Genomic DNA, 19,236 nt, shown 5'->3' on the forward strand with positions numbered 1-19,236 from the left:
TTCCGTAAATTTACAAAAAGTTCAGCAGTAGTGGACATCAAACACAAATAAAAATCTGTAACATACTGATTCAAAACCAAAGGCATAGTAGGTTTTCTTATGAATCATACTAGTAAGACTAACGAAATTAAGGTTAGTTCAATAAAAGTGAAAAAAGTCATCTTTTTTTTATGGCGCCTGTGAAAGACCTCTTTTACAAAAAAAAGCCCACTAAAAATAGTGGGCAAACTAAAAATTACAATTAGGAGTTAAAGCAGTAGTGGCATTTACATTAATAAAAATTGTTGAAACATGTCTGTTTGGCTAAATCTTTATCAATCTGAATACATTATTTAAGACTCAGGATCTTTCAAAAGGTTCCTAAGTTTTTGAATATTTCTAGTACGAAAATTGCGATGTCACTTAATGCATTGATTTTTAAAAAATATATAAACTGCTTCGTTGATGTTTAGGCTGTAACTTTTGTGTTTAGCATTTCATTTTCTTCTTTTCCGACAGAGCCCTCAGGTTTGACTGCTGGATTCTTTGTTAGCACCGAAAACACAAATGCGATTCCCATTATAATTGCCGAGTAGAAATAAGCGAGGTTGTAATTACCTGTGGTATCAACAGCAACAGCAGCGATAACTGGGCCAATGAAACCACTGACACCCCATGCTGTGTAAACGACACCATAGTTTGTACCGTAGTTTTTCAAACCATAAAAACCTGCAGTCAGTGATGGGAATACTGCTGGTAAGGTTCCATAACATAGGCCCGCTGTCGCCATACCGATGATAAGACCAATATGGCTTGTGTAATGAGGGAACAACATCATATTGGCAATAGATAACATAAATGATAGCGACAATGTTTTAAGACCACCAATTTTGTCGCATAGCATGCCAGCAAACACACGACCTGATGTATTAAATAAAGCTAGAATTACAACAAGGTGAGCGGCATCGGTCATACCAGCTTGTGCTGAAGCGATAGAGGTAATATTACCAATGATCATTAAACCTGTTGATGATGCACAAAGGTACATAACCCAAATACTATAAAACTGAGTCGTTTTGAGCATAGCAGTCCAACACATTTCTTTTTGTGGCACCGCTACTTTCTTATCCGTTTGTTTAGATGAAGCGATAGGTACGTAATGAGAAGGTGGATTAGTAATGGTAAATGCTAATGGTGTTGCAATACATAAAAGAGCAATACCTAAAATAATAAAACTATTGCTAATACCGTAACTTCCAATTAATGATGTAATCAATGGAGCAAGATAAACACCAGCAAGGCCAAAGCCTGCTGCGATAAGGCCATTTACAAGCCCGCGTTTTGATGGATGAAACCATTTCATTGCTGCAGGGCTTAAACAAGCATAACCAAAACCAATACCGCCACCGGCAAGAATACCAAAGGTAAAAATAAGTTGAGTCGGGTTTGTGATGTAACCTGATGCGATTAAACCTAAACCAGAACAAATTGTGCCTGCTATTAATACACGCTTAGGGCCAAATTTATCTTGTAAAATACCAGCTAAAAGAAGAGTTATAGAGAAAGTAATAATAGCGACAGTATAAGGAAGAGATGCCTCTGAGTTTGTCCATCCTAAATCAACAACTAGCGCTTTTTTAAATACACTCCAAGTAAATAGAATACCAATACATAAATTAATACAAAAACCAGCAATAAGAATTTGCTTTGCTCTATCAAACATGAATTTCTCTCAAATGATATTTATATGGTGAAAAGCCAAATAAATAGATCGTAGTAATATATATTTTTAGTAATATTACCCATTAAAACTTTGGGGGAATTCTAGCGATAAAAATAATGATAGCAAGTTAAAATGTAACCAAATATTAAATAAATTAAAGTGTTGATTTAAAACGTTTTTATTGTTTTATTTTTCGCCGGAATAAAAGCGAGTAAACCTCTATTTGTATGATGTATTGCAAGTGTGGTGTTGAATTATTTTAATCGTTAAACAAATTTTATAACCCTTCTTAATTGTAATTAACAGAACTAAAAATAAAGATAATTAGATATCCTGTTATGTTTTAATTTAATTGATTAATTATTTTTAGTGATGGTTATTTATATAAGTAGCTAAAGAAATTGTTATTATTATTCGTATCGTGGAGTTGTATGCAAAAGTGAATCATTTCGTCGCTTTTATAAATAATATGTGTCTAGATATTAATAGGTGAGTTTAAAAAATAAGAGGGCAACTTAGCAAAAGTTAGCAAGGAAATAAAACCTACTCCAATAACAGGAGTAGGCTATGAAGGAAAGTCTTCAACAAAAAAGTAGTGGCATATAATCAGACTCAATCGATGTGTTTAAGTTCCACTCATATATGCTTTTTCTATTTATATTTTATTAGCTATTAACCTTGCTGATATAGAGTGACTTTAACTTGTTGATATTTAATGTCTTATTTTTATTGTTTCAACATTTAAGAACTAATGCTATTTACCTCTCAAAATGAGATAGCTAACTTGTTAAAAGTGTTAACGAGTTGTAGTATTTAAACATGTGTTTAATACGGGTGAATGAAAATGGCAGGAAAAGGTGAAACTAAAAGTCGTATTCTAGATGCCGCTGAGTTGTTATTTGCCGAGCACGGCTTTAATGAAACGTCGCTGCGGACCATCACGAGTAAAGCTGGGGTCAATCTTGCTTCTGTTAATTATCATTACGGTGATAAAAAAACATTAGTACGAGCAGTACTCAGCCGTTACCTTGATATTTTTATGCCAGCGTTGCAAAGCGAATTAGAAAGACTCTTAACCCGAGATGATTTTACGATGGAAGATGTTTTCCACTGTACTAAGTCACCGCTAGTGAGCCTTAATGATTGTCGAACTAATGGCGCGACGGTTTTTATGTCATTACTAGGGCGAGGTTATACTGACGTACAGGGACATTTACGGTGGTTTATTGTTACCCGTTACGACAAAGTCCTTTCTCTTTTTGTCACTGCAGTATGCCGTGCTAATCCATCTTTAGATCCAGAAACTCTTTTCTGGCGCTTACATTTCACATTAGGTGCATCAGTATTTACGATGGCATCAAGTGCCGCTTTATGTGAAATAGCAGAAAACGATTTTTCTAGTCATGTGAAAACTGAAGATTTAATTGATCGTCTTGTCCCTTATCTCGCAGCAGGGGTTGGTGCGCCAATAGAGCCGAATCTTTCTCTGGTTAAGCAAGGCTAAAACTAAATAACGAATGTATACCTACTTAGTCATTATAAAAATAATCGAAGCAAAAGGATCTGAACTATGAGCACTTTATCTGTAATGCGAAAACGTTATCTCAGCGATCCCGCCTTTAAGATGTTTAAAAAAGTGTTGCCACCGTTATCTGAAACAGAACGCGAGGCAATGGAAGCGGGGAGTGTATGGTGGGATGGTGAGTTATTTAGTGGGCAACCTAACTGGAATACCTTATTAACCTACCCTAAGCCAAAACTTTCTGATGAAGAGCAAGTGTTTATCGACACTAAGCTAGAAACGTTATTGGCTATGTTAAACGATTATCAGATTGTACAAGAAGATAAAGATTTATCGCCAGAGGTATGGCAGTACTTACGTGACGAAAAGTTTTTCTCGTTAATTATTGGTAAAGAATTCGGTGGCCTTGATTTTTCAGCGCATGCGAATTCAACCATAGTTGCCAAAATTGCGACGCGTAGTTTAAGTGCTGCGGTATGTGTCATGGTGCCTAATTCCCTAGGGCCTGGTGAATTATTGACTCATTACGGGACAGAAGAGCAGAAGAATTATTGGCTACCACGTTTAGCTAACGGTAAAGATATTCCATGTTTTGCATTAACTGGGCCAGAAGCAGGTTCAGATGCCGGTAGTATTCCTGATGAAGGTATTGTTTGTTATGGCGAACATGAAGGTGAGCAAGTATTAGGTTTACGCCTAACATGGAACAAACGCTATATCACCTTAGCACCCGTTGCAACAGTATTAGGTCTGGCTTTCAAAATGAAAGATCCTGATGGCCTGCTTGGTGATAAAAAAGAATTAGGTATTACATGTGCATTAATTCCCGCCGATCATCCTGGTGTTGAAATTGGTGAACGCCATGACCCATTGAATATGGCATTTATGAATGGACCTACACGCGGTAATGATGTGTTCATTCCAATGGATTGGCTCATAGGTGGTCAAGAATATGCTGGTAAAGGTTGGCGAATGCTGGTGGAGTGTTTATCAGCAGGGCGTGGTATTTCACTTCCAGCATTGGGTACTGCCATTGGGCACTTAACAGCGAAAACGACAGGCGCATATTCAGTTGTTCGTAAGCAATTTGGTACTTCAATTGGTAATTTTGAAGGTGTTGCACAAGCTTTAGGGCGAATTGGTGGTTATACCTATATGCTAGAAGCTGCCCGAACGTTAACCACGACTTCGTTGGATATGGGACAAACCCCAGGTATTGTTACAGCCATTGCCAAATACCATATGACTGAAATGGCACGAACAATCCTTAATGATTCAATGGATGTGCACGCTGGTCGTGCTATTCAGCTCGGTCCAATGAACTATTTAGGCCATCACTACTTTGGTATGCCAGTTGCTATCACAGTAGAAGGCGCGAATATTCTAACCCGAAACTTGATGATTTTTGGTCAAGGTGCCACACGTTGCCACCCTTATGTACTCAGTGAAATGGAAGCGGCTGCCAATCCAGATGAACAACAAGGTGAGAAAGATTTTGATAAGTTGTTATCAAAACATATTGGTTTTGCTATTGGTAATGTTAGTAAGTCTTTACTGAATGCCTTTTCAGGCTCTCGTTTTAATCGTTCACCCGTTAGTGGTGACACTGCCCCTTATTATCGCCAGTTAGCAAGAATGGCTAAGGCATTGGCGGTGAGTGCGGATTTTGCGATGTTAAGCCTTGGTGGTGAGTTAAAACGCCGTGAATTAGTCTCTGCGCGTTTAGGCGATGTTTTGAGTCATCTTTATTTAGCATCGGCAGTATTAAAACGCTATGAAGATGAAGGGCGTCAACAACAAGATTTATCAATGGTGAAATACGGTGTAGAGCATTGTTTGCATCAATGTGGTGTGGCTTTTAATGATGTGTTTAATAATTTTCCTCGTAAAGGGATTGGACGTCTACTACGGACGATTAATTTCCCGTTAGGCATTCATTACCATGCACCATCAGATGTGATTGCTATCGACATCGCAGAAGCATTAATGACTCCTGGTGTACATCGTGAACGACTAACGCACCTTTGTTATGTTGGTAATAAAGAGGATGATCCTGTTGCGATTATGGAGCGCGCCTTTTTAGCTATGCACGAGATCAAACCTTTAGAGCGCAAACTGATGAAAGCAACACGTAGAGGTGAGATCCCACGCAAAGCTTCGTTAACAAATAAGTTACAAGTTGCATTAGATGTGGGAGTAATCACAGAAGCAGAGAAGAAAAAAATAGAAAATGCTGAGCAGCTAAGACAAAAAGCGGTTCAAGTTGATCATTTTTGTGCAGACCATTTTAAAAAAGCTCGCATACTACCAGGAAAAGCGGCTTAGGTAGCTTAGTTAGTGATATATAAACCTGGAATCTCCCATGTGCCACGCTAAGCGTGGCACTTTTTTTGACCAGAAAAATCTGTAACACCTCCAACCACTACGGTTTTTATCATTTTCTGTCATAAATTTAATGCGCATTTGACGCTAACCTTTTATCCTATCAGCAACTATGTAAGGGAAGTTGAAGATGATCATCAAACCTAAAACTCGTGGATTTATTTGTACAACAACGCACCCAGTGGGTTGTGAAGAGAACGTAAAAGAGCAAATTGCTTATACAAAAGCACAAGGCCCAATTGCTAACTCACCTAAGCGTGTGCTAGTTGTTGGTTCATCAAGTGGTTATGGTTTATCGTCTCGTATTGCTGCGGCATTCGGTGGCGGTGCTGCAACTATTGGTGTGTTCTTTGAAAAACCAGGTACAGAGAAAAAACCAGGTACTGCAGGTTGGTATAACTCAGCAGCATTTGACAAGTTTGCGAAAGAAGAAGGTCTTTATTCAAAAAGCTTGAATGGTGATGCTTTCTCTAACGAAGCAAAACAAAAGACAATTGATTTGATCAAAGAAGATCTTGGTCAAGTTGATATGGTGATTTACTCACTGGCATCACCTGTACGTAAATTACCTGAAACAGGTGAAGTTATTCGCTCATGCCTAAAACCAATGGGTGAGACGTACACAGCAACAGCAGTAGATACCAATAAAGATGTATTAATCGAAGCAAGCATTGAGCCAGCTACAGAGCAAGAAGTTGCTGATACTGTAACGGTAATGGGCGGTCAAGACTGGGAACTTTGGATTGATGCTCTATCTGATGCTGGCGTTTTAGCTGACGGTTGTAAGACTGTGGCTTACAGCTACATTGGTACTGAAATCACATGGCCGATCTACTGGCACGGTGCGCTAGGTCAAGCGAAGATGGATCTTGATCGTGCAGCGAAAGAACTAAACGAGAAGCTAGCAAAAACTGGCGGCTCAGCAAATGTTGCTGTACTTAAGAGTGTGGTAACACAAGCAAGTGCGGCAATTCCTGTAATGCCACTTTATATTGCGATGGTATTTAAGAAGATGCGTGAAGAAGGTGTACACGAAGGTTGTATGCAGCAAATTCTACGTATGTTCAATGAACGTCTATTTAAAGCTGACGGTACAGCAGCAGAAGTTGATGGTGAAAACCGTCTACGCCTAGATGACTGGGAACTTCGCGAAGATATCCAGAAACATTGTCGTGATTTATGGCCAAACGTAACCAATGAAAACTTATTTGATGTCGCTGACTATCAGCAATATAAAGATGAGTTTTTAAAGCTATTTGGCTTTGGTATTGACGCTGTTGATTATGATGCAGATGTGAATCCGGTTGTTGAGTTTGATGTGAAAGACATTTAATTAACAACAAAATAAAAAACCGCCGAAAGGCGGTTTTTTTATTGTTTCGATTTATCAATATAATCTATTTATTATTTTTTTTCTTTATGTATCCAACCACATTGGTTGCAGAGATAAATTCTTCTAATGTAAAACTTGTGCCATAGTTTTCGCTTTATTCTTCCTACATCGAAACTAGCACATTTTTCGCACTGCATTTATTAACTCTCCTAGCTATTAATAAATTACTAGTGATAGTTTTAAATATTATAAATTTAATGTCTACGAATGGCTGTCAATTTTTTGGCGTTTCAGCCTCGTACATTCAATTATTCGGCCTGCCATAAATTTTAACATTTCTTAATCATTAAGTTTTGGCAGTGTAATAATAAATGCAGCCCCTTCTAATGGCGAATCTTCAACATAGATAGTTCCTTGATAGCTATCGATAATTTCATTACATACCGATAAACCAATACCTTGACCTGGGTTTAGCTGATCTGAACGTACCCCTCGTTGAAATATTGCTTCTCTCATATCAAGTTTTACACCTGGACCATCATCTTCGATCTTAATGGTAAAATGTGAGTTAGTTTCTGTCACAGTAATATGCACTTGGCTGATACAAAAACGGAATGAATTTTCGAGCATATTGCCAAATAATTCCATTAAATCATCTTTATTTAGCGGCAACATAACATCTTCATTGAAGTGATAATGTAGTTGAGCTTGTTTATCCGCATAAATTTTACCAAGCATTAAGCTAAGGCTATTAACAACTGGCATTAATTGAGAATTACTTTTTTGTAGTCCTTGCTGACCCACCATTGCACGTTTGAGCTGATATTGGACAAGATCATCCATTTGGCTGATTTGCTCCATAATGCGTTGATTTAGCTCGTGACGCTCTAACGTTTTATCATCCAATAATGCATTTGTTGCCGCTAAACGGGTTTTTAAACTATGGGCAAGATCATCCATCGCATGGCGGTAACGTCCTTTTTGATCACTGCTGATACGATTTAATCGGTTAACTGCTTTAGTCACTTCTTGCAGTTCCATTGGATAATCATTATCGAGCTTTTCTCGTTTCGCTTCTGCCATTTGATCGAGCTGAGAGGCTAACTTGCGTAACGGCTGAAATCCCCAGTGAAAGGCAGCAATAAGAAATGCAACAGCAATAAGTACAAACAGACCGAGATAAAATGCTGTACGTTGGTGGAGTTTTTCTAATGATTTTTCATAATCATTTGCTGAACGCAATACCACGAGTTGATAAATGTTGCCATTTTCTTTATCTCGACTGAGGTTATAAGCGATATAGCCTTTGTCATCACCCATTTTTATTAGGGTAGGAGTCGGTATTTCTTCTGGAAGGTAACGACAAACATCTTTTAAATTTGCTTTATTGGCTTCATGAGATAACCATGTGGTGTTATCTGCTTGATCGCACACCACGGCAATATAATCGGTGTCTGATGGATCAAGAGAGTCAATCCACTTATCAACATCTTTGATCAAGCCTGCGCGGTTAAGTTGAGCAACAACCATTGGCATTTGAGCGACAAGCTCTGAAGAGTATGAAGCCATATAGCTTTGAGAATAAAGCTTATTAATCACACCGGCTAAGGCCGATGTGACTAAAGCAATAATAGCTACAGAGGTGATTAAAACTCGACGTCTTAAACGCGGCTGTATAAGTTTATTCATTGGGCATTAAGTTCAAAAATATACCCTTGACCACGAATGGTTGATATTGGGTTATCTTGGCCTGTTTTAGTGAATTTTTTACGTAGACGACTAATCATAACTTCGATTGTATTTGGATCGCCTTCTTGATCTTCATATAACACATCGAGAAGGCGTTGTTTGGATACAACCTGACGGCTATGGCGCATGAGATATTCAAGTAAGTCATATTCAAAAGCGGTTAATTCTAATAATGTTTCATGAACATAAACTTGCTTCGCGAGGAGATCAACACGGATATCACCTGCGGTCATTTCTGGCTTTACAAAACCAGCGCTTCGGCGAACGAGTGCGCTTAAGCGAGCAACCATTTCTTCTTTTTGAAATGGCTTAACGAGATAGTCATCAGCACCAGCTTCAAGGCCTGTAACTTTGTCTTGCCAATTTGAACGCGCAGTAAGAATAAGAATGGGAAGGCGAAGCCCCTTTTTACGCATGTCTTTAATTAAACTAATCCCATCACGGTCGGGTAAACCAATATCAACAATCGCAATATCATTGGGGTAGTTTTCAGCAAAGAATAAACCTTCTTCTGCCGTATTTGCACACTGAACTTGGTTGCCTAATTCACTGAGTTGAGATTTTAAGTGATGGCTAAGGATTGCATCGTCTTCGACAATAAGAATTCGCATAAATTAAAGCACCCAAGGTTGCTGATTATAGTTGTAAATATCTATGGTACGAAATATTGCAATTATCCGCATTATTTATCATTACCATAAACTTAAAATTTGAGCGTTATAGCAGAATGGGTATTTATAAGTCACATTGCTATGTGTGCTATTAACTAAAAGGTTTGATTAATAACAAATTAACGCTACAGGTCTTAGTGTAGGTATATTGACTGAATAGGGGCTGACTCATGAGATAACTCATTAGCCAGCCCCTATTAGAAAGAGCAGTATTAAAGCCAATAATTATTTCAGAATAATAATTAACGTACCTGCAATAGTGAGTAATACGTTAGCGATAGCATAAGTACCAGCATAACCTAAAGCAGGAATAGTACTACGCGCATGAGCGTTGATCATATCCATTGCTGGGGCACAGGTACGCGCACCTATGATGGCACCAAAAAGTAGTGCACGGTTCATTTTCAGTACATAAGCACCGAATAGATAGGCTAATACCACAGGGATCACACTCACCATTAAACTGGTGACAAAAACAGTTAAACCGATATGGCCAATGGATTCAAAAAGGTTAGAACCTGCACTTAAGCCGATACCAACCATAAAGACCATTAAGCCTAAATCTTTCGCCATATTTAATGCCCCTTGAGGGACATAACCGAAAGTGGGGTGGTTTGCTCGTAAAAATCCAAGTGTAATACCTGCAATTAAAAGACCTGCAGCACTACCTAAACCAAACGCAATATGACCAAACTTCATGGTAATTAAACCAAGCAGTAAACCTATGATAAAGAAACAACAAAAAGCTAATAAATCTGCAATCTGGCTGTGGATTGAAATAAAGCCAATGCGTTCTGCTAAACCATGAACACGGCTTTTCTCGCCACTAACTTGCAGAATATCACCTTTATTTAACAGAATGTTGTGATCCATCGGCATTTCGATTTGAGCACGAACAACACGGTTTAAGAAACAGCCGTACTCTGACAGGTTCAATTCAGATAAACGTTTACCGGCGATACCATCGTTCTTTACCACGATTTCTTCTTCAATGATGCGAAGATCTAATAAATCACGATCAAAAACTTCTTTACCATTACGGAAACTAGGATCAAGACGAGCGTGGCTGTCGGGGTAACCCACTAGCGCAATTTCATCACCTTCTTGCAAAATTGCATCACCATCAGGGTTAGCTAAAATACCGTTACGACGAACGCGTTCGATATAGCATCCTGTTTGGCGGTAGATACCTAACTCACGAAGGTTACGGCCATCAATCCAATTAATCAGTTCAGGCCCAACACGGTATGCGCGAATAATGGGTAAATACACTTTTCGTTGAGCGACTTCACCAATACCACGTTCACGTGCGATCTGTTGTGAAGATTCAGCTAGATTTTGTTTTTGTAGTGTAGGCATGAGCTTCGCGAGAAATATTAAGCTCACTAGACCTACTAAATAGGACATCGCATAACCAACACTTAAACTCTCTGTAAGCTGTTTAATCATTGTTGGATCGGTAATACCTGAAAGCCCGGTATTCAATGCGTCTTTAGCACCCACTAATACTGGCGTAGCAGTTAATGAACCCGCCATTAAACCTGTCGCAAGGCCAATATCCATATGTAGATAATGCGCCATTGTCATGGTTATCGCGATGGAGGAAAGCAAAACGACGAGCGCAAGTAAAAGGTAGTGCTTACCGTCTCGAAAAAAGATGCCGAAAAAGTTTGGACCCGCTTCTATACCCACACAAAAAATAAACAGCATAAAGCCAATATTTAAAGCATCAGTATCAAAAGTAAAACCAGCATTACCAAACAGCAGTGCTGTGACTAAAACGCCAATAGAATTACCTAAGCTCATCTTACCAAAGCGTATTTTGCCAATACTTAAACCTACGGCAAGGACAACAAAAAGTAATAGAATATCATTATGGTGTAGAAGTGCTGCTACATCAATGTTCACAACAGAATTTCCGACAATAGTGGAGAAGTAAAAGTAGTCAAATTCTAGCTGATTTTTGCAGACTGTTATAGCGTATATTCTAAAAAAATGTTGAAAGTTAGTATTAATAACTTCTGATTGTGTATTCTTTATCAGAAGGGATAAAAGCGGAAATATAACGGATTACTGTACGTTAAAAATACTGTTCATTTACGTTGTCAGTAAGTAATAAAATAAAGAACAAAAAAAGGTCGAACAATGTCGACCTTTTATAAATTGAATTCTTTTCTTATTGGAACAGTAGATTATGTTCTTTAGAGTAAGCTTCAAATTCAGTACAGCCACCAATGTGCTCTTGATCAACAAAGATCTGTGGCACTGTTTCAACTGGTTTACCTACCGTTTTTTCTAGATCAGCTTTACTGATGCCTTCCGCATGAATATCAACGTAACGGAAGTTAAAGTCGTCGCGTTCTAATTTAATTTTTTCTGCTAATTCCTTAGCACGTACACAGAATGGGCAACCTGGGCGACCAAAAATAACTACGAACATAAAATCTCTCCTGCAAAATTATGTTGTTACTATAACGTGTGTTTATTGATAGAGAAAGGGGGATTTGCCTGTTAGAGCAATAGAGAAAATCGATGGTGAAATATATATCAAGATAGGACGACGCCAAAGAATAAAGCCAAGCACGAGGCTTGGCTTGTATTACCATTTAGGACAGTACTTAGAAGTCGTAACGAATACCCATTTGTAATTCGTCATCTTCACCATCAATTTGGTTAAATAGGTAACCTGCATAAGTACGTAGGTTCTTATTGAACTTATAGATACCTTCTAGTACGAAATAATCAACCTTATCAGTCTTTACGCCGCCGTCTTCAGATTGCTTAAAGTTGTATGCTGCTTGAGCGATAAATTGATTCATTTTAAAAGCTGTTGCTAGCTCATAGCCAGTTAGATCAGTATTACCGTCTTCACCACTAGCGTAAGTAGCTGCCGCGTAGAAATTATTAAATTCGTAGCTTGCTGCTAAGTTGTATTGGTTAGCATCAACGTCAACACCGTCTTGACCACTTACATAACCAGCACCTAAAGATAAGCCGAATGGGAAGGCATATTGTGCTGCAATACCATAGCTGTCTGAATCTTTTACTGCATCATTGTTTTCAGCAATGTAGTTAGCTGAAACTGTGAAATTATTGAATTCACCAGCGTATAAAAAGTTATTCTCGCGCTTATCTTTGTTACCATCAACAAGATCAACACCGTCACCACCGAAAGTAGCAAGGATATCTGTGTAATCTGTCAGCATAACCTGTGCTGAGTCTTGCTTACCGTAAGAGAAAGCACCTGCCTGAGTATCAAACCCTGCAAATACGTAACGACTTTTTACAGTTGAATCACTACTATCAGAGATTTCAGCTTCATATTTACCAAAAGCAGTCACTTGATCATTAATCTTTGCTTTACCTTTTAGATTAATACGTGCACGGCTTTTATCTTTAAAAGCATTACCAGTGCCGTCATCACCTTTATTTGCATCTGAAAGGTTAAAACGCGCTTCAGCACGACCACCAATACTTAGTGATTTATCATCATCTTGATAAACAGTTGCAGCGTTTACTGTTCCTGCTGCTAATGACGCTAAAATTGCCGATGCCAATGCTACTTTTTTCATTTTCTAATCCCCTAGAAAGAATGTTATTTGGGCTTCAGTGCCTCTTGAATGAGAGCAGATTAGTGCATGAATGTTAAAGTTATGTGTAAGTAAAAAGTTACTTTTATTACATATATCAATGAGCTAAGTAGGTGTTTTATATGAACTGCTACGTATTTTGTTATAAGTGATATTTGGAAAAAGAGAGGAGGAGATTAATCGCTATTAAATAAGTTAACAATATGATTATCATGATGTTGAATATAAGCTTTATTTAATAATGTGGTTTTATCGCCTTAAAGAATAAAAGGTGACGAAAGTACTATTTTTCTAGCTATTTATAGTTAAATATCATCATTCATATGACAAATAGATGATATCTGCCATTAAAAAAAGCTATAGACCTTCTTTTTTAAAATTTAACGGAATGAATTTTTATGTTTGTATGGTTTTTTATTTTAATAAAATCAGTAGGTTAAAATCATTAAAATTGTTGTTATTCTAATGCTGTATATATTTATGCATGAATTCATATTCATTAACAAAATTCAACAGATGTTATTATTAAAAATCTTTACAAAATCGGATGAATTCTCATTTTTTCTCACTTTATTGCCTTTTTCGGTAGTTAACCATTGATCTGGATCGCACCATCAATTAGAATTCGCGGCGCATTTAGCATGCATCTATATTTTAAGATTTATCACTTTTGTTGAATTACTCCTGCAGGGGAAATACATGTCTACGAAATTAGCGAACCCAGCGCCATTAGGCTTAATGGGTTTTGGTATGACTACCGTTCTTTTAAACATTCATAACGCTGGATTTTTTCCATTGGATTCAATGATCTTAGCGATGGGTATTTTTTATGGTGGTCTAGGTCAAGTTCTTGTAGGCATGATGTGCTTTAAGCGTGGTGATACGTTTGGAACAACGGCGTTTACTTCTTATGGCTTATTTTGGTTAACACTAGTAGGCCTTATTGCATTACCTAAAATGGGTTTTGCTGCAAGCCCAGCACCGTTCATGGCTTGGTACCTAACACTTTGGGGCCTATTTACAGCATTTATGTTTATCGGTTCTCTACGTTACCCTCGTGCTAAGCAAGTAGTATTTGGTTCTCTAACTATTTTATTCTTCTTGTTAGCGGCTCGTGACTTTACGGGTAATACAACAATTGGTTTCATCGCGGGTATTGAAGGTATCTTCTGTGGTCTAAGTGCAATTTACTTTGCAATGGCTCAAGTATTAAATGCTGAATACGGTCGAACAATCCTACCTGTTGGTGAGTTGAAGACTGAGCAAGTAAGCCTAAAAGCTGCAGCTTAATTTTCACTAGGTATTGATACAAAAAACCTCGTTAATTAACGAGGTTTTTTTGTATCTGAAATCTATAAAAATAACCTTATCACATGGGATAAAAGCAATATTTAGAAGCAAGATTCAGTAATTTGAATGTTAGGTTTATAGGTAAAGTGACCTTCAGGGTTAACATCATTTTCTTGACGTGATGTTGTTCTAAACTGAGAAGGCGTAATACCATATTTACGTTTAAATGCATCGCAGAAATATGCTGCACTACCAAAACCAGAACGATTACCTATTTGTGAAATAGAATAATTTGAAAAAGTAAGGTAGTTCAACGCTAAGCCCATTCTAACATCAAGTAATAACTGGCTAAATGAAACACCTTCTTTTGCTAAATGTCGACGTAATGTAGATTGCGTTGTAAAAAGCGCTTTCGCCATATCATCGACGCTCCATTTGCGTTGAGGATCTTGGGTGATTAAACGCGCAATAGTTCGCTCTTTAGGTTCATCATAGTTGAAGCGGTAAACGTTGAAGACATCAATGCCTGCTTCATTTAATGCCATTAAAATAAATACTAAACACTGGCTTAACAGCGTTTTTTCCATGGAAGAGCCACATATCGAAGGCAGTAATTTATTAAACAGAACGAAGTTTTGATCCACAATTGCAGGTGTTGGAATCGTGTAGACAGGAGAACAACTTGCCGTCGGGAAAGTAGGTTGTTTTAACGCACTGATATATTTGAACGCTTCAGTGATAGATTCTTCATCAATCATCAACAATTGTAATTCAATATTTTCTTGGCTATTAAGCTGATTAATAGAGCAAGAGATATGACTGAATTTAGGAACGACAAAAGTACTATTATTTTTTAATTCAATAGCATGACCGTTGATGTGAACATCACCTTGAACATTTGATAATTTTACAATCAAGTGGTGGTCGACATAAAACTCTTTTAGAACTACGTGGCTCTGAGAGAGGATACGCTTATATTTCATACCAGTACTGCTTCTCTAAAAGTGGAAATAAATCCTTCATTACACACCATAATTAGGCGACCGTTCTATATGTACCGGTATTCTATGTTGGAATATGCTGATACCAAGGTACATGCGCATGAGTATAGGACTAAAAGAAACGGTTGAATAGATGAAATCAACTCAACTTTTGTTATTGATCATATTGAGTATGTTTATCTATATAAAATGGATACATATTGATATGTGATTGTGAGTAATTTAGGTCTTATGCTCTATATACGGGATATTATGCTATTTATTATGCAGTCGTTATAAATGAAAGGTATAAAAAAAGCTGCTTTAAAAGCAGCTTTTCTAATCAGTTTACGCTTAAAGATTAGCAAATAACCTTAATCGCTAGACCACCTTGAGATGTCTCACGGTATTTAGCGTTCATGTCTTTACCTGTTTCAAGCATTGTCTCTATGACTTTATCAAGTGAAACACGTGGATCAGATGAGCGGCGAAGTGCCATACGTGTAGCATTAATTGCTTTAACTGCCGCAATGCCGTTACGCTCTATACATGGAACCTGAACTTGACCAGCAACTGGATCACACGTTAAGCCAAGGTTGTGTTCCATTGCAATTTCTGCAGCCATACAAACTTGTTCAGGGCTACCACCCATAAGTTCTGCAAGACCAGCAGCTGCCATAGAACATGCCACGCCAACTTCGCCCTGACAGCCTACTTCAGCGCCAGAGATAGAAGCATTACGCTTGTAAAGACCACCAACAGCACCAGAGGCTGCAAAATAGCGAGTGTATTCTTTAGGGCCAACGGATTGAACAAACTTATCGTAGTAAGCAAGTACAGCTGGAATAATGCCACATGCGCCGTTTGTCGGTGCTGTTACAACACGACCACCTGCTGCATTTTCTTCGTTCACAGCAAAAGCAAACATGTTAACCCAGTCAACAACCGTCATTGGATCGTTGCTTAGCTTTTCAGATGTCATTAGCTGTTGACGAAGTGCTGCTGCACGACGAGGAACACGTAGAGGACCCGGTAGGATACCTTCTTCGTTCATACCACGTTCCATACAATCACGCATTGTTTTCCAGATGTTAGCAAAGTAATTACTAATTTCATCTTCAGCGTTCATTGCACGTTCGTTAGCCATAACTAAAGAGCTGATTGATAAACCATGCTCTTTACATTGATCAACCAGCTCAGAGGCATATTTGAATGGGTAAGGCGCAACAACACTTGATTCTTGCGTTTTACCAAAGTTTTCCTCATCAACAATAAAACCACCACCGATAGAGTAGTAAGTTTTAGAGAAGACGTTCTCATCACCAATCCAAGCATGAATAGACATGCCGTTTTCGTGCAGTGAAAGGTTCGTCGTATGGAAATTCATACCACCATCACGTGGGAAGTCTACCGTGTGGCAATGCATACCAACAGGAAGACGTTCGGTTTCTTCAACACGGGCAATAAAGCCTGGAATACTATCGATATCAACATGTTCAGGGCTGTTACCAGCAAGACCCATAATGATAGCAATATCAGTATGGTGTCCTTTACCTGTAAGAGAAAGAGAGCCGTATACGTCAACAGTAATTTTAGTTATGTCACGTAATTTACCCATGGCACGTAAATCATCGATGAACTCTTTACCTGCTTTCATTGGGCCAACAGTATGTGAGCTGGAAGGGCCCACACCGATTTTGTAAATATCAAAAACACTGATCATGTTTATTACCTCAGTCGGGGGAAGCGATTCTTGCCTCCGGCCAAGACTGTATGCGTTTTATGACTCGCCCCTTCCTTGGCGAGCGTACTTAAAAAAGCAAGAGCAGGGCGTTTAGCATCCTGCTCTTAATTATCGTATAGATTGCGTTTATTGTACCAGAACGCTATACCTTTTCTTACACTTTATGCTTCAAAAAAGAAGTATTTTTGTGTTTGTATCGCGTCTGGTTACGGTGCTATTAAAAAGCGCCGTAAATTACTGAAGTAATCGCTGCCACACCACACACAGCAGTGAAAACACGTGCTACAACAGAGGTTTTGTATTTCGCCATTGCTGGCACTTTCTGCATCGCAACAACTGGCATTAGGAACAGAATTGCCGCAATCATTGGTGCGCCCATTGTTTCAATCATACCTAGGATGCTTGGGTTGATGATTGCTACAATCCATGTAGTTACAACGATGAATGCTAGAGATAGTTTTTCAATTTTACCAACAGGCATTTTGCTACGAGATTTCGCTAGACCAACAAGACCTTCATGTGCACCTAGGAAGTGGCCGAAGTAGCTTGAAGTGATAGCAGCAAATGCAACCAGTGGGCCTAAGTAAGAAATTGCTGGTGATTCTTTAATGTTTGCTAAGTATGAAAGAACAGAGATGTTTTGCTCTTTAGCCATGTTTAGTTGCTCTGGTGACATAGACAGTACAACAGAGAATACGAAGAACATTACAAAGCCCATTAGCATCATTGCTGCGCCGCCAGTGATCATGTCAGTTTTCTTTGCTGCATTTTCACCGTATACATGACGTTGCTCTTTTGCAAACTGGCTGATAATTGGGCTGTGGTTGAAAGAGAACACGATGATTGGAATTGCTAGCCAAATAACAGTAGGCATTGATGACCAATCAGGTGCAACAGACACCATTGACATGTTCCAGTCAGGAATTAGGTAAATAGAAAGTGCAAGCAAAATGATAACTAGAGGGTAAACCATTGCTGATGTTGCCTTAAGCATTAGCTCTTTACCAAATACAACACCTGCTGTCATTAATGAAATAAGGACACCCGATAGTAGCCAGCGAGGAACAGAATCCATACCTAACTGGTTAACCATGAATGAATCAACAGTGTTTGTAATACCTACGCCATAGATAAGAACGATAGGGTAGATAGCAAAGAAGTAAGCGAATGTAATAAGGTTTGCACCTGTTTTACCGTAGTGCTCTTCAACGGTATCAGTAATGTCAGCATTTGGGTTTTTAGCTGAAAGAACAAAACGTGCTAAGCCTTTGTGTGCAAGCCAAGTCATTGGTGCTGCAATCAGTGCTAAAATAACTAACGGCCAAAAACCGCCCGCACCTGCTTTAATTGGAAGGAATAGAACACCTGCACCTACAGCTGTGCCGAATAGTGATAATGCCCATGTGAAATCTTTGTATGTCCAACGAGTTTTTTCTACACCAGTTTTAACTGCGGTCGATGTATTTTGCATTTTTTGTAATCCAAAAAAAGGGAACGGAACGGAACGTTGTTTTAGGAACACGTGCATTCTCGCTATTTACGGCTGGAATACAATGATAAAGATCCCGTTATGTAAGTCGTCTTTATTTGTTGTACAAATAAAGACGACTTGGCTCACAATTTTAAATTTGGTAGAAGCTAAAAAACCAGCTAAGAGGCTATAAATCATCATGCCAAATTTGATCTGAAAGTAGCTTTATCATTTGAGCGGTAGCACCCCATATAGAATAATCCTCAAAGGGGATGTTATATACACTGTGATTATTGCCATTAAGTAAGAATTTATATTGGCGAATATTGTTTGGGTTAAGTAAATGGTTCAGCGGTGCCTCAAAAATGCAATCGACTTCATTGGGATCTGCGATAGGGGTGTAATCTGAATCTATTGTGGCGATAAAAGGCGTGACCATATAACCACTTATGGTCGGCAAGGTCGAAAGGCAGCCATGCACATCATTGCGATAACAAGTAATATTCGTTTCTTCAAATGTTTCACGAATAGCGGTTGCGATTAAATCTTCGTCTGTTGGTTCAAATCGCCCGCCAGGAAAAGCAATTTGCCCTGGGTGGTGTTTAAGGTGTTTTGCTCTACGTGTTAATACGACATTAAATCCATTTTCGCGATGAACGAGAGGGATCAAAACAGCAGCTTGCTTAAATCGGTATGAGTCTTCCCAGTGGTGCCGAATTCGATCTTGATGGTTTTGATCATATTGCTGACTAGGTGCAAGAAGAAATCGACTTAAAATTTGCTGCTGTCCAACCATAAAACC

At 38.5% G+C, this 19,236-nt stretch carries 14 protein-coding genes; 4 read left to right on the plus strand and 10 right to left on the minus strand.

Annotated features, from left to right (window positions below; all coding sequences use genetic code 11):
* Positions 1–448: 448 nt before the first annotated feature.
* Positions 449–1,702, minus strand: coding sequence for an L-lactate MFS transporter (locus CTN01_RS14470; RefSeq protein ID WP_045127169.1), 1,254 nt, complete (start codon positions 1,700–1,702; stop codon positions 449–451).
* Between the two features lie 844 nt (positions 1,703–2,546).
* Between CTN01_RS14470 and psrA the strand changes: the two genes are divergently transcribed.
* The 3 genes from psrA to fabV all read left to right on the plus strand — a co-directional run bounded on the left by psrA (position 2,547) and on the right by fabV (position 6,939).
* Positions 2,547–3,206, plus strand: coding sequence for a TetR family transcriptional repressor PsrA (psrA, locus tag CTN01_RS14475; protein ID WP_045083038.1), 660 nt, complete (start codon positions 2,547–2,549; stop codon positions 3,204–3,206).
* Between the two features lie 66 nt (positions 3,207–3,272).
* Positions 3,273–5,549: an acyl-CoA dehydrogenase gene (locus CTN01_RS14480; RefSeq protein WP_045149605.1), complete on the plus strand. Its 2,277-nt coding sequence runs from the start codon at positions 3,273–3,275 to the stop codon at positions 5,547–5,549.
* Between the two features lie 187 nt (positions 5,550–5,736).
* A complete protein-coding gene (fabV, locus tag CTN01_RS14485) occupies positions 5,737–6,939 on the plus strand; it encodes an enoyl-ACP reductase FabV (RefSeq protein ID WP_045127167.1) in 1,203 nt (400 codons plus the stop codon).
* Between the two features lie 339 nt (positions 6,940–7,278).
* Here the strand turns inward: fabV and CTN01_RS14490 are convergent, their stop codons facing one another.
* The 5 genes from CTN01_RS14490 to CTN01_RS14510 form a co-directional block, all read right to left on the minus strand.
* Positions 7,279–8,628 (minus strand): ATP-binding protein, encoded by a 1,350-nt coding sequence (locus tag CTN01_RS14490; protein ID WP_045149608.1) that lies wholly within the window; start codon positions 8,626–8,628, stop codon positions 7,279–7,281.
* The gene (locus CTN01_RS14495) at positions 8,625–9,299 is read right to left on the minus strand and encodes a response regulator (protein WP_005367047.1); all 675 of its coding nucleotides are present in this window, start codon (positions 9,297–9,299) and stop codon (positions 8,625–8,627) included. The genes CTN01_RS14490 and CTN01_RS14495 overlap by 4 nt, the downstream gene beginning before the upstream one ends.
* A 285-nt stretch (positions 9,300–9,584) precedes the next feature.
* A complete protein-coding gene (locus tag CTN01_RS14500) occupies positions 9,585–11,267 on the minus strand; it encodes an aspartate:alanine antiporter (protein ID WP_005367049.1) in 1,683 nt (560 codons plus the stop codon).
* Between the two features lie 268 nt (positions 11,268–11,535).
* A complete protein-coding gene (locus CTN01_RS14505) occupies positions 11,536–11,799 on the minus strand; it encodes a GrxA family glutaredoxin (RefSeq protein ID WP_005367051.1) in 264 nt (87 codons plus the stop codon).
* A 178-nt stretch (positions 11,800–11,977) separates the two neighbouring features.
* On the minus strand, positions 11,978–12,931 hold the full coding sequence (locus CTN01_RS14510; protein WP_005367052.1) for a porin: 954 nt from the start codon (positions 12,929–12,931) through the stop codon (positions 11,978–11,980).
* 717 nt (positions 12,932–13,648) lie between these two features.
* Here CTN01_RS14510 and CTN01_RS14515 point away from each other — a divergent pair.
* Positions 13,649–14,239, plus strand: a complete 591-nt coding sequence (locus CTN01_RS14515; RefSeq protein WP_005367053.1) for an acetate uptake transporter — start codon at positions 13,649–13,651, stop codon at positions 14,237–14,239.
* A 101-nt stretch (positions 14,240–14,340) separates the two neighbouring features.
* Here CTN01_RS14515 and CTN01_RS14520 read toward each other — a convergent pair whose 3' ends face one another.
* The 4 genes from CTN01_RS14520 to CTN01_RS14535 form a co-directional block, all read right to left on the minus strand.
* Entirely contained in the window at positions 14,341–15,222 is an 882-nt protein-coding gene (locus CTN01_RS14520) for an AraC family transcriptional regulator (RefSeq protein ID WP_045127163.1), read from the minus strand.
* Positions 15,223–15,580: 358 nt separating this feature from the next.
* The gene (locus tag CTN01_RS14525; protein ID WP_045149610.1) at positions 15,581–16,942 is read right to left on the minus strand and encodes an L-serine ammonia-lyase; all 1,362 of its coding nucleotides are present in this window, start codon (positions 16,940–16,942) and stop codon (positions 15,581–15,583) included.
* Between the two features lie 238 nt (positions 16,943–17,180).
* The gene (locus CTN01_RS14530) at positions 17,181–18,434 is read right to left on the minus strand and encodes an SLC5/6 family protein (RefSeq protein WP_045083032.1); all 1,254 of its coding nucleotides are present in this window, start codon (positions 18,432–18,434) and stop codon (positions 17,181–17,183) included.
* Positions 18,435–18,621: 187 nt separating this feature from the next.
* Positions 18,622–19,230: a CoA pyrophosphatase gene (locus CTN01_RS14535; RefSeq protein ID WP_045149612.1), complete on the minus strand. Its 609-nt coding sequence runs from the start codon at positions 19,228–19,230 to the stop codon at positions 18,622–18,624.
* Positions 19,231–19,236 lie beyond the last annotated feature (6 nt).

Source organism: Photobacterium angustum, assembly GCF_003026365.1.
Lineage (GTDB): Bacteria > Pseudomonadota > Gammaproteobacteria > Enterobacterales > Vibrionaceae > Photobacterium > Photobacterium angustum.

Coding starts and splice junctions, on each gene's coding strand:
- CTN01_RS14520 (WP_045127163.1), bottom strand. CDS start 15,222: ATGAAATATAAGCGTATCCTCTCTCAGAGCCACGTAGTTCTAAAAGAG.
- CTN01_RS14525 (WP_045149610.1), bottom strand. CDS start 16,942: ATGATCAGTGTTTTTGATATTTACAAAATCGGTGTGGGCCCTTCCAGC.
- CTN01_RS14470 (WP_045127169.1), bottom strand. CDS start 1,702: ATGTTTGATAGAGCAAAGCAAATTCTTATTGCTGGTTTTTGTATTAAT.
- CTN01_RS14530 (WP_045083032.1), bottom strand. CDS start 18,434: ATGCAAAATACATCGACCGCAGTTAAAACTGGTGTAGAAAAAACTCGT.
- CTN01_RS14535 (WP_045149612.1), bottom strand. CDS start 19,230: ATGGTTGGACAGCAGCAAATTTTAAGTCGATTTCTTCTTGCACCTAGT.
- CTN01_RS14510 (WP_005367052.1), bottom strand. CDS start 12,931: ATGAAAAAAGTAGCATTGGCATCGGCAATTTTAGCGTCATTAGCAGCA.
- psrA (WP_045083038.1), top strand. CDS start 2,547: ATGGCAGGAAAAGGTGAAACTAAAAGTCGTATTCTAGATGCCGCTGAG.
- CTN01_RS14505 (WP_005367051.1), bottom strand. CDS start 11,799: ATGTTCGTAGTTATTTTTGGTCGCCCAGGTTGCCCATTCTGTGTACGT.
- CTN01_RS14490 (WP_045149608.1), bottom strand. CDS start 8,628: ATGAATAAACTTATACAGCCGCGTTTAAGACGTCGAGTTTTAATCACC.
- CTN01_RS14515 (WP_005367053.1), top strand. CDS start 13,649: ATGTCTACGAAATTAGCGAACCCAGCGCCATTAGGCTTAATGGGTTTT.
- fabV (WP_045127167.1), top strand. CDS start 5,737: ATGATCATCAAACCTAAAACTCGTGGATTTATTTGTACAACAACGCAC.
- CTN01_RS14480 (WP_045149605.1), top strand. CDS start 3,273: ATGAGCACTTTATCTGTAATGCGAAAACGTTATCTCAGCGATCCCGCC.
- CTN01_RS14495 (WP_005367047.1), bottom strand. CDS start 9,299: ATGCGAATTCTTATTGTCGAAGACGATGCAATCCTTAGCCATCACTTA.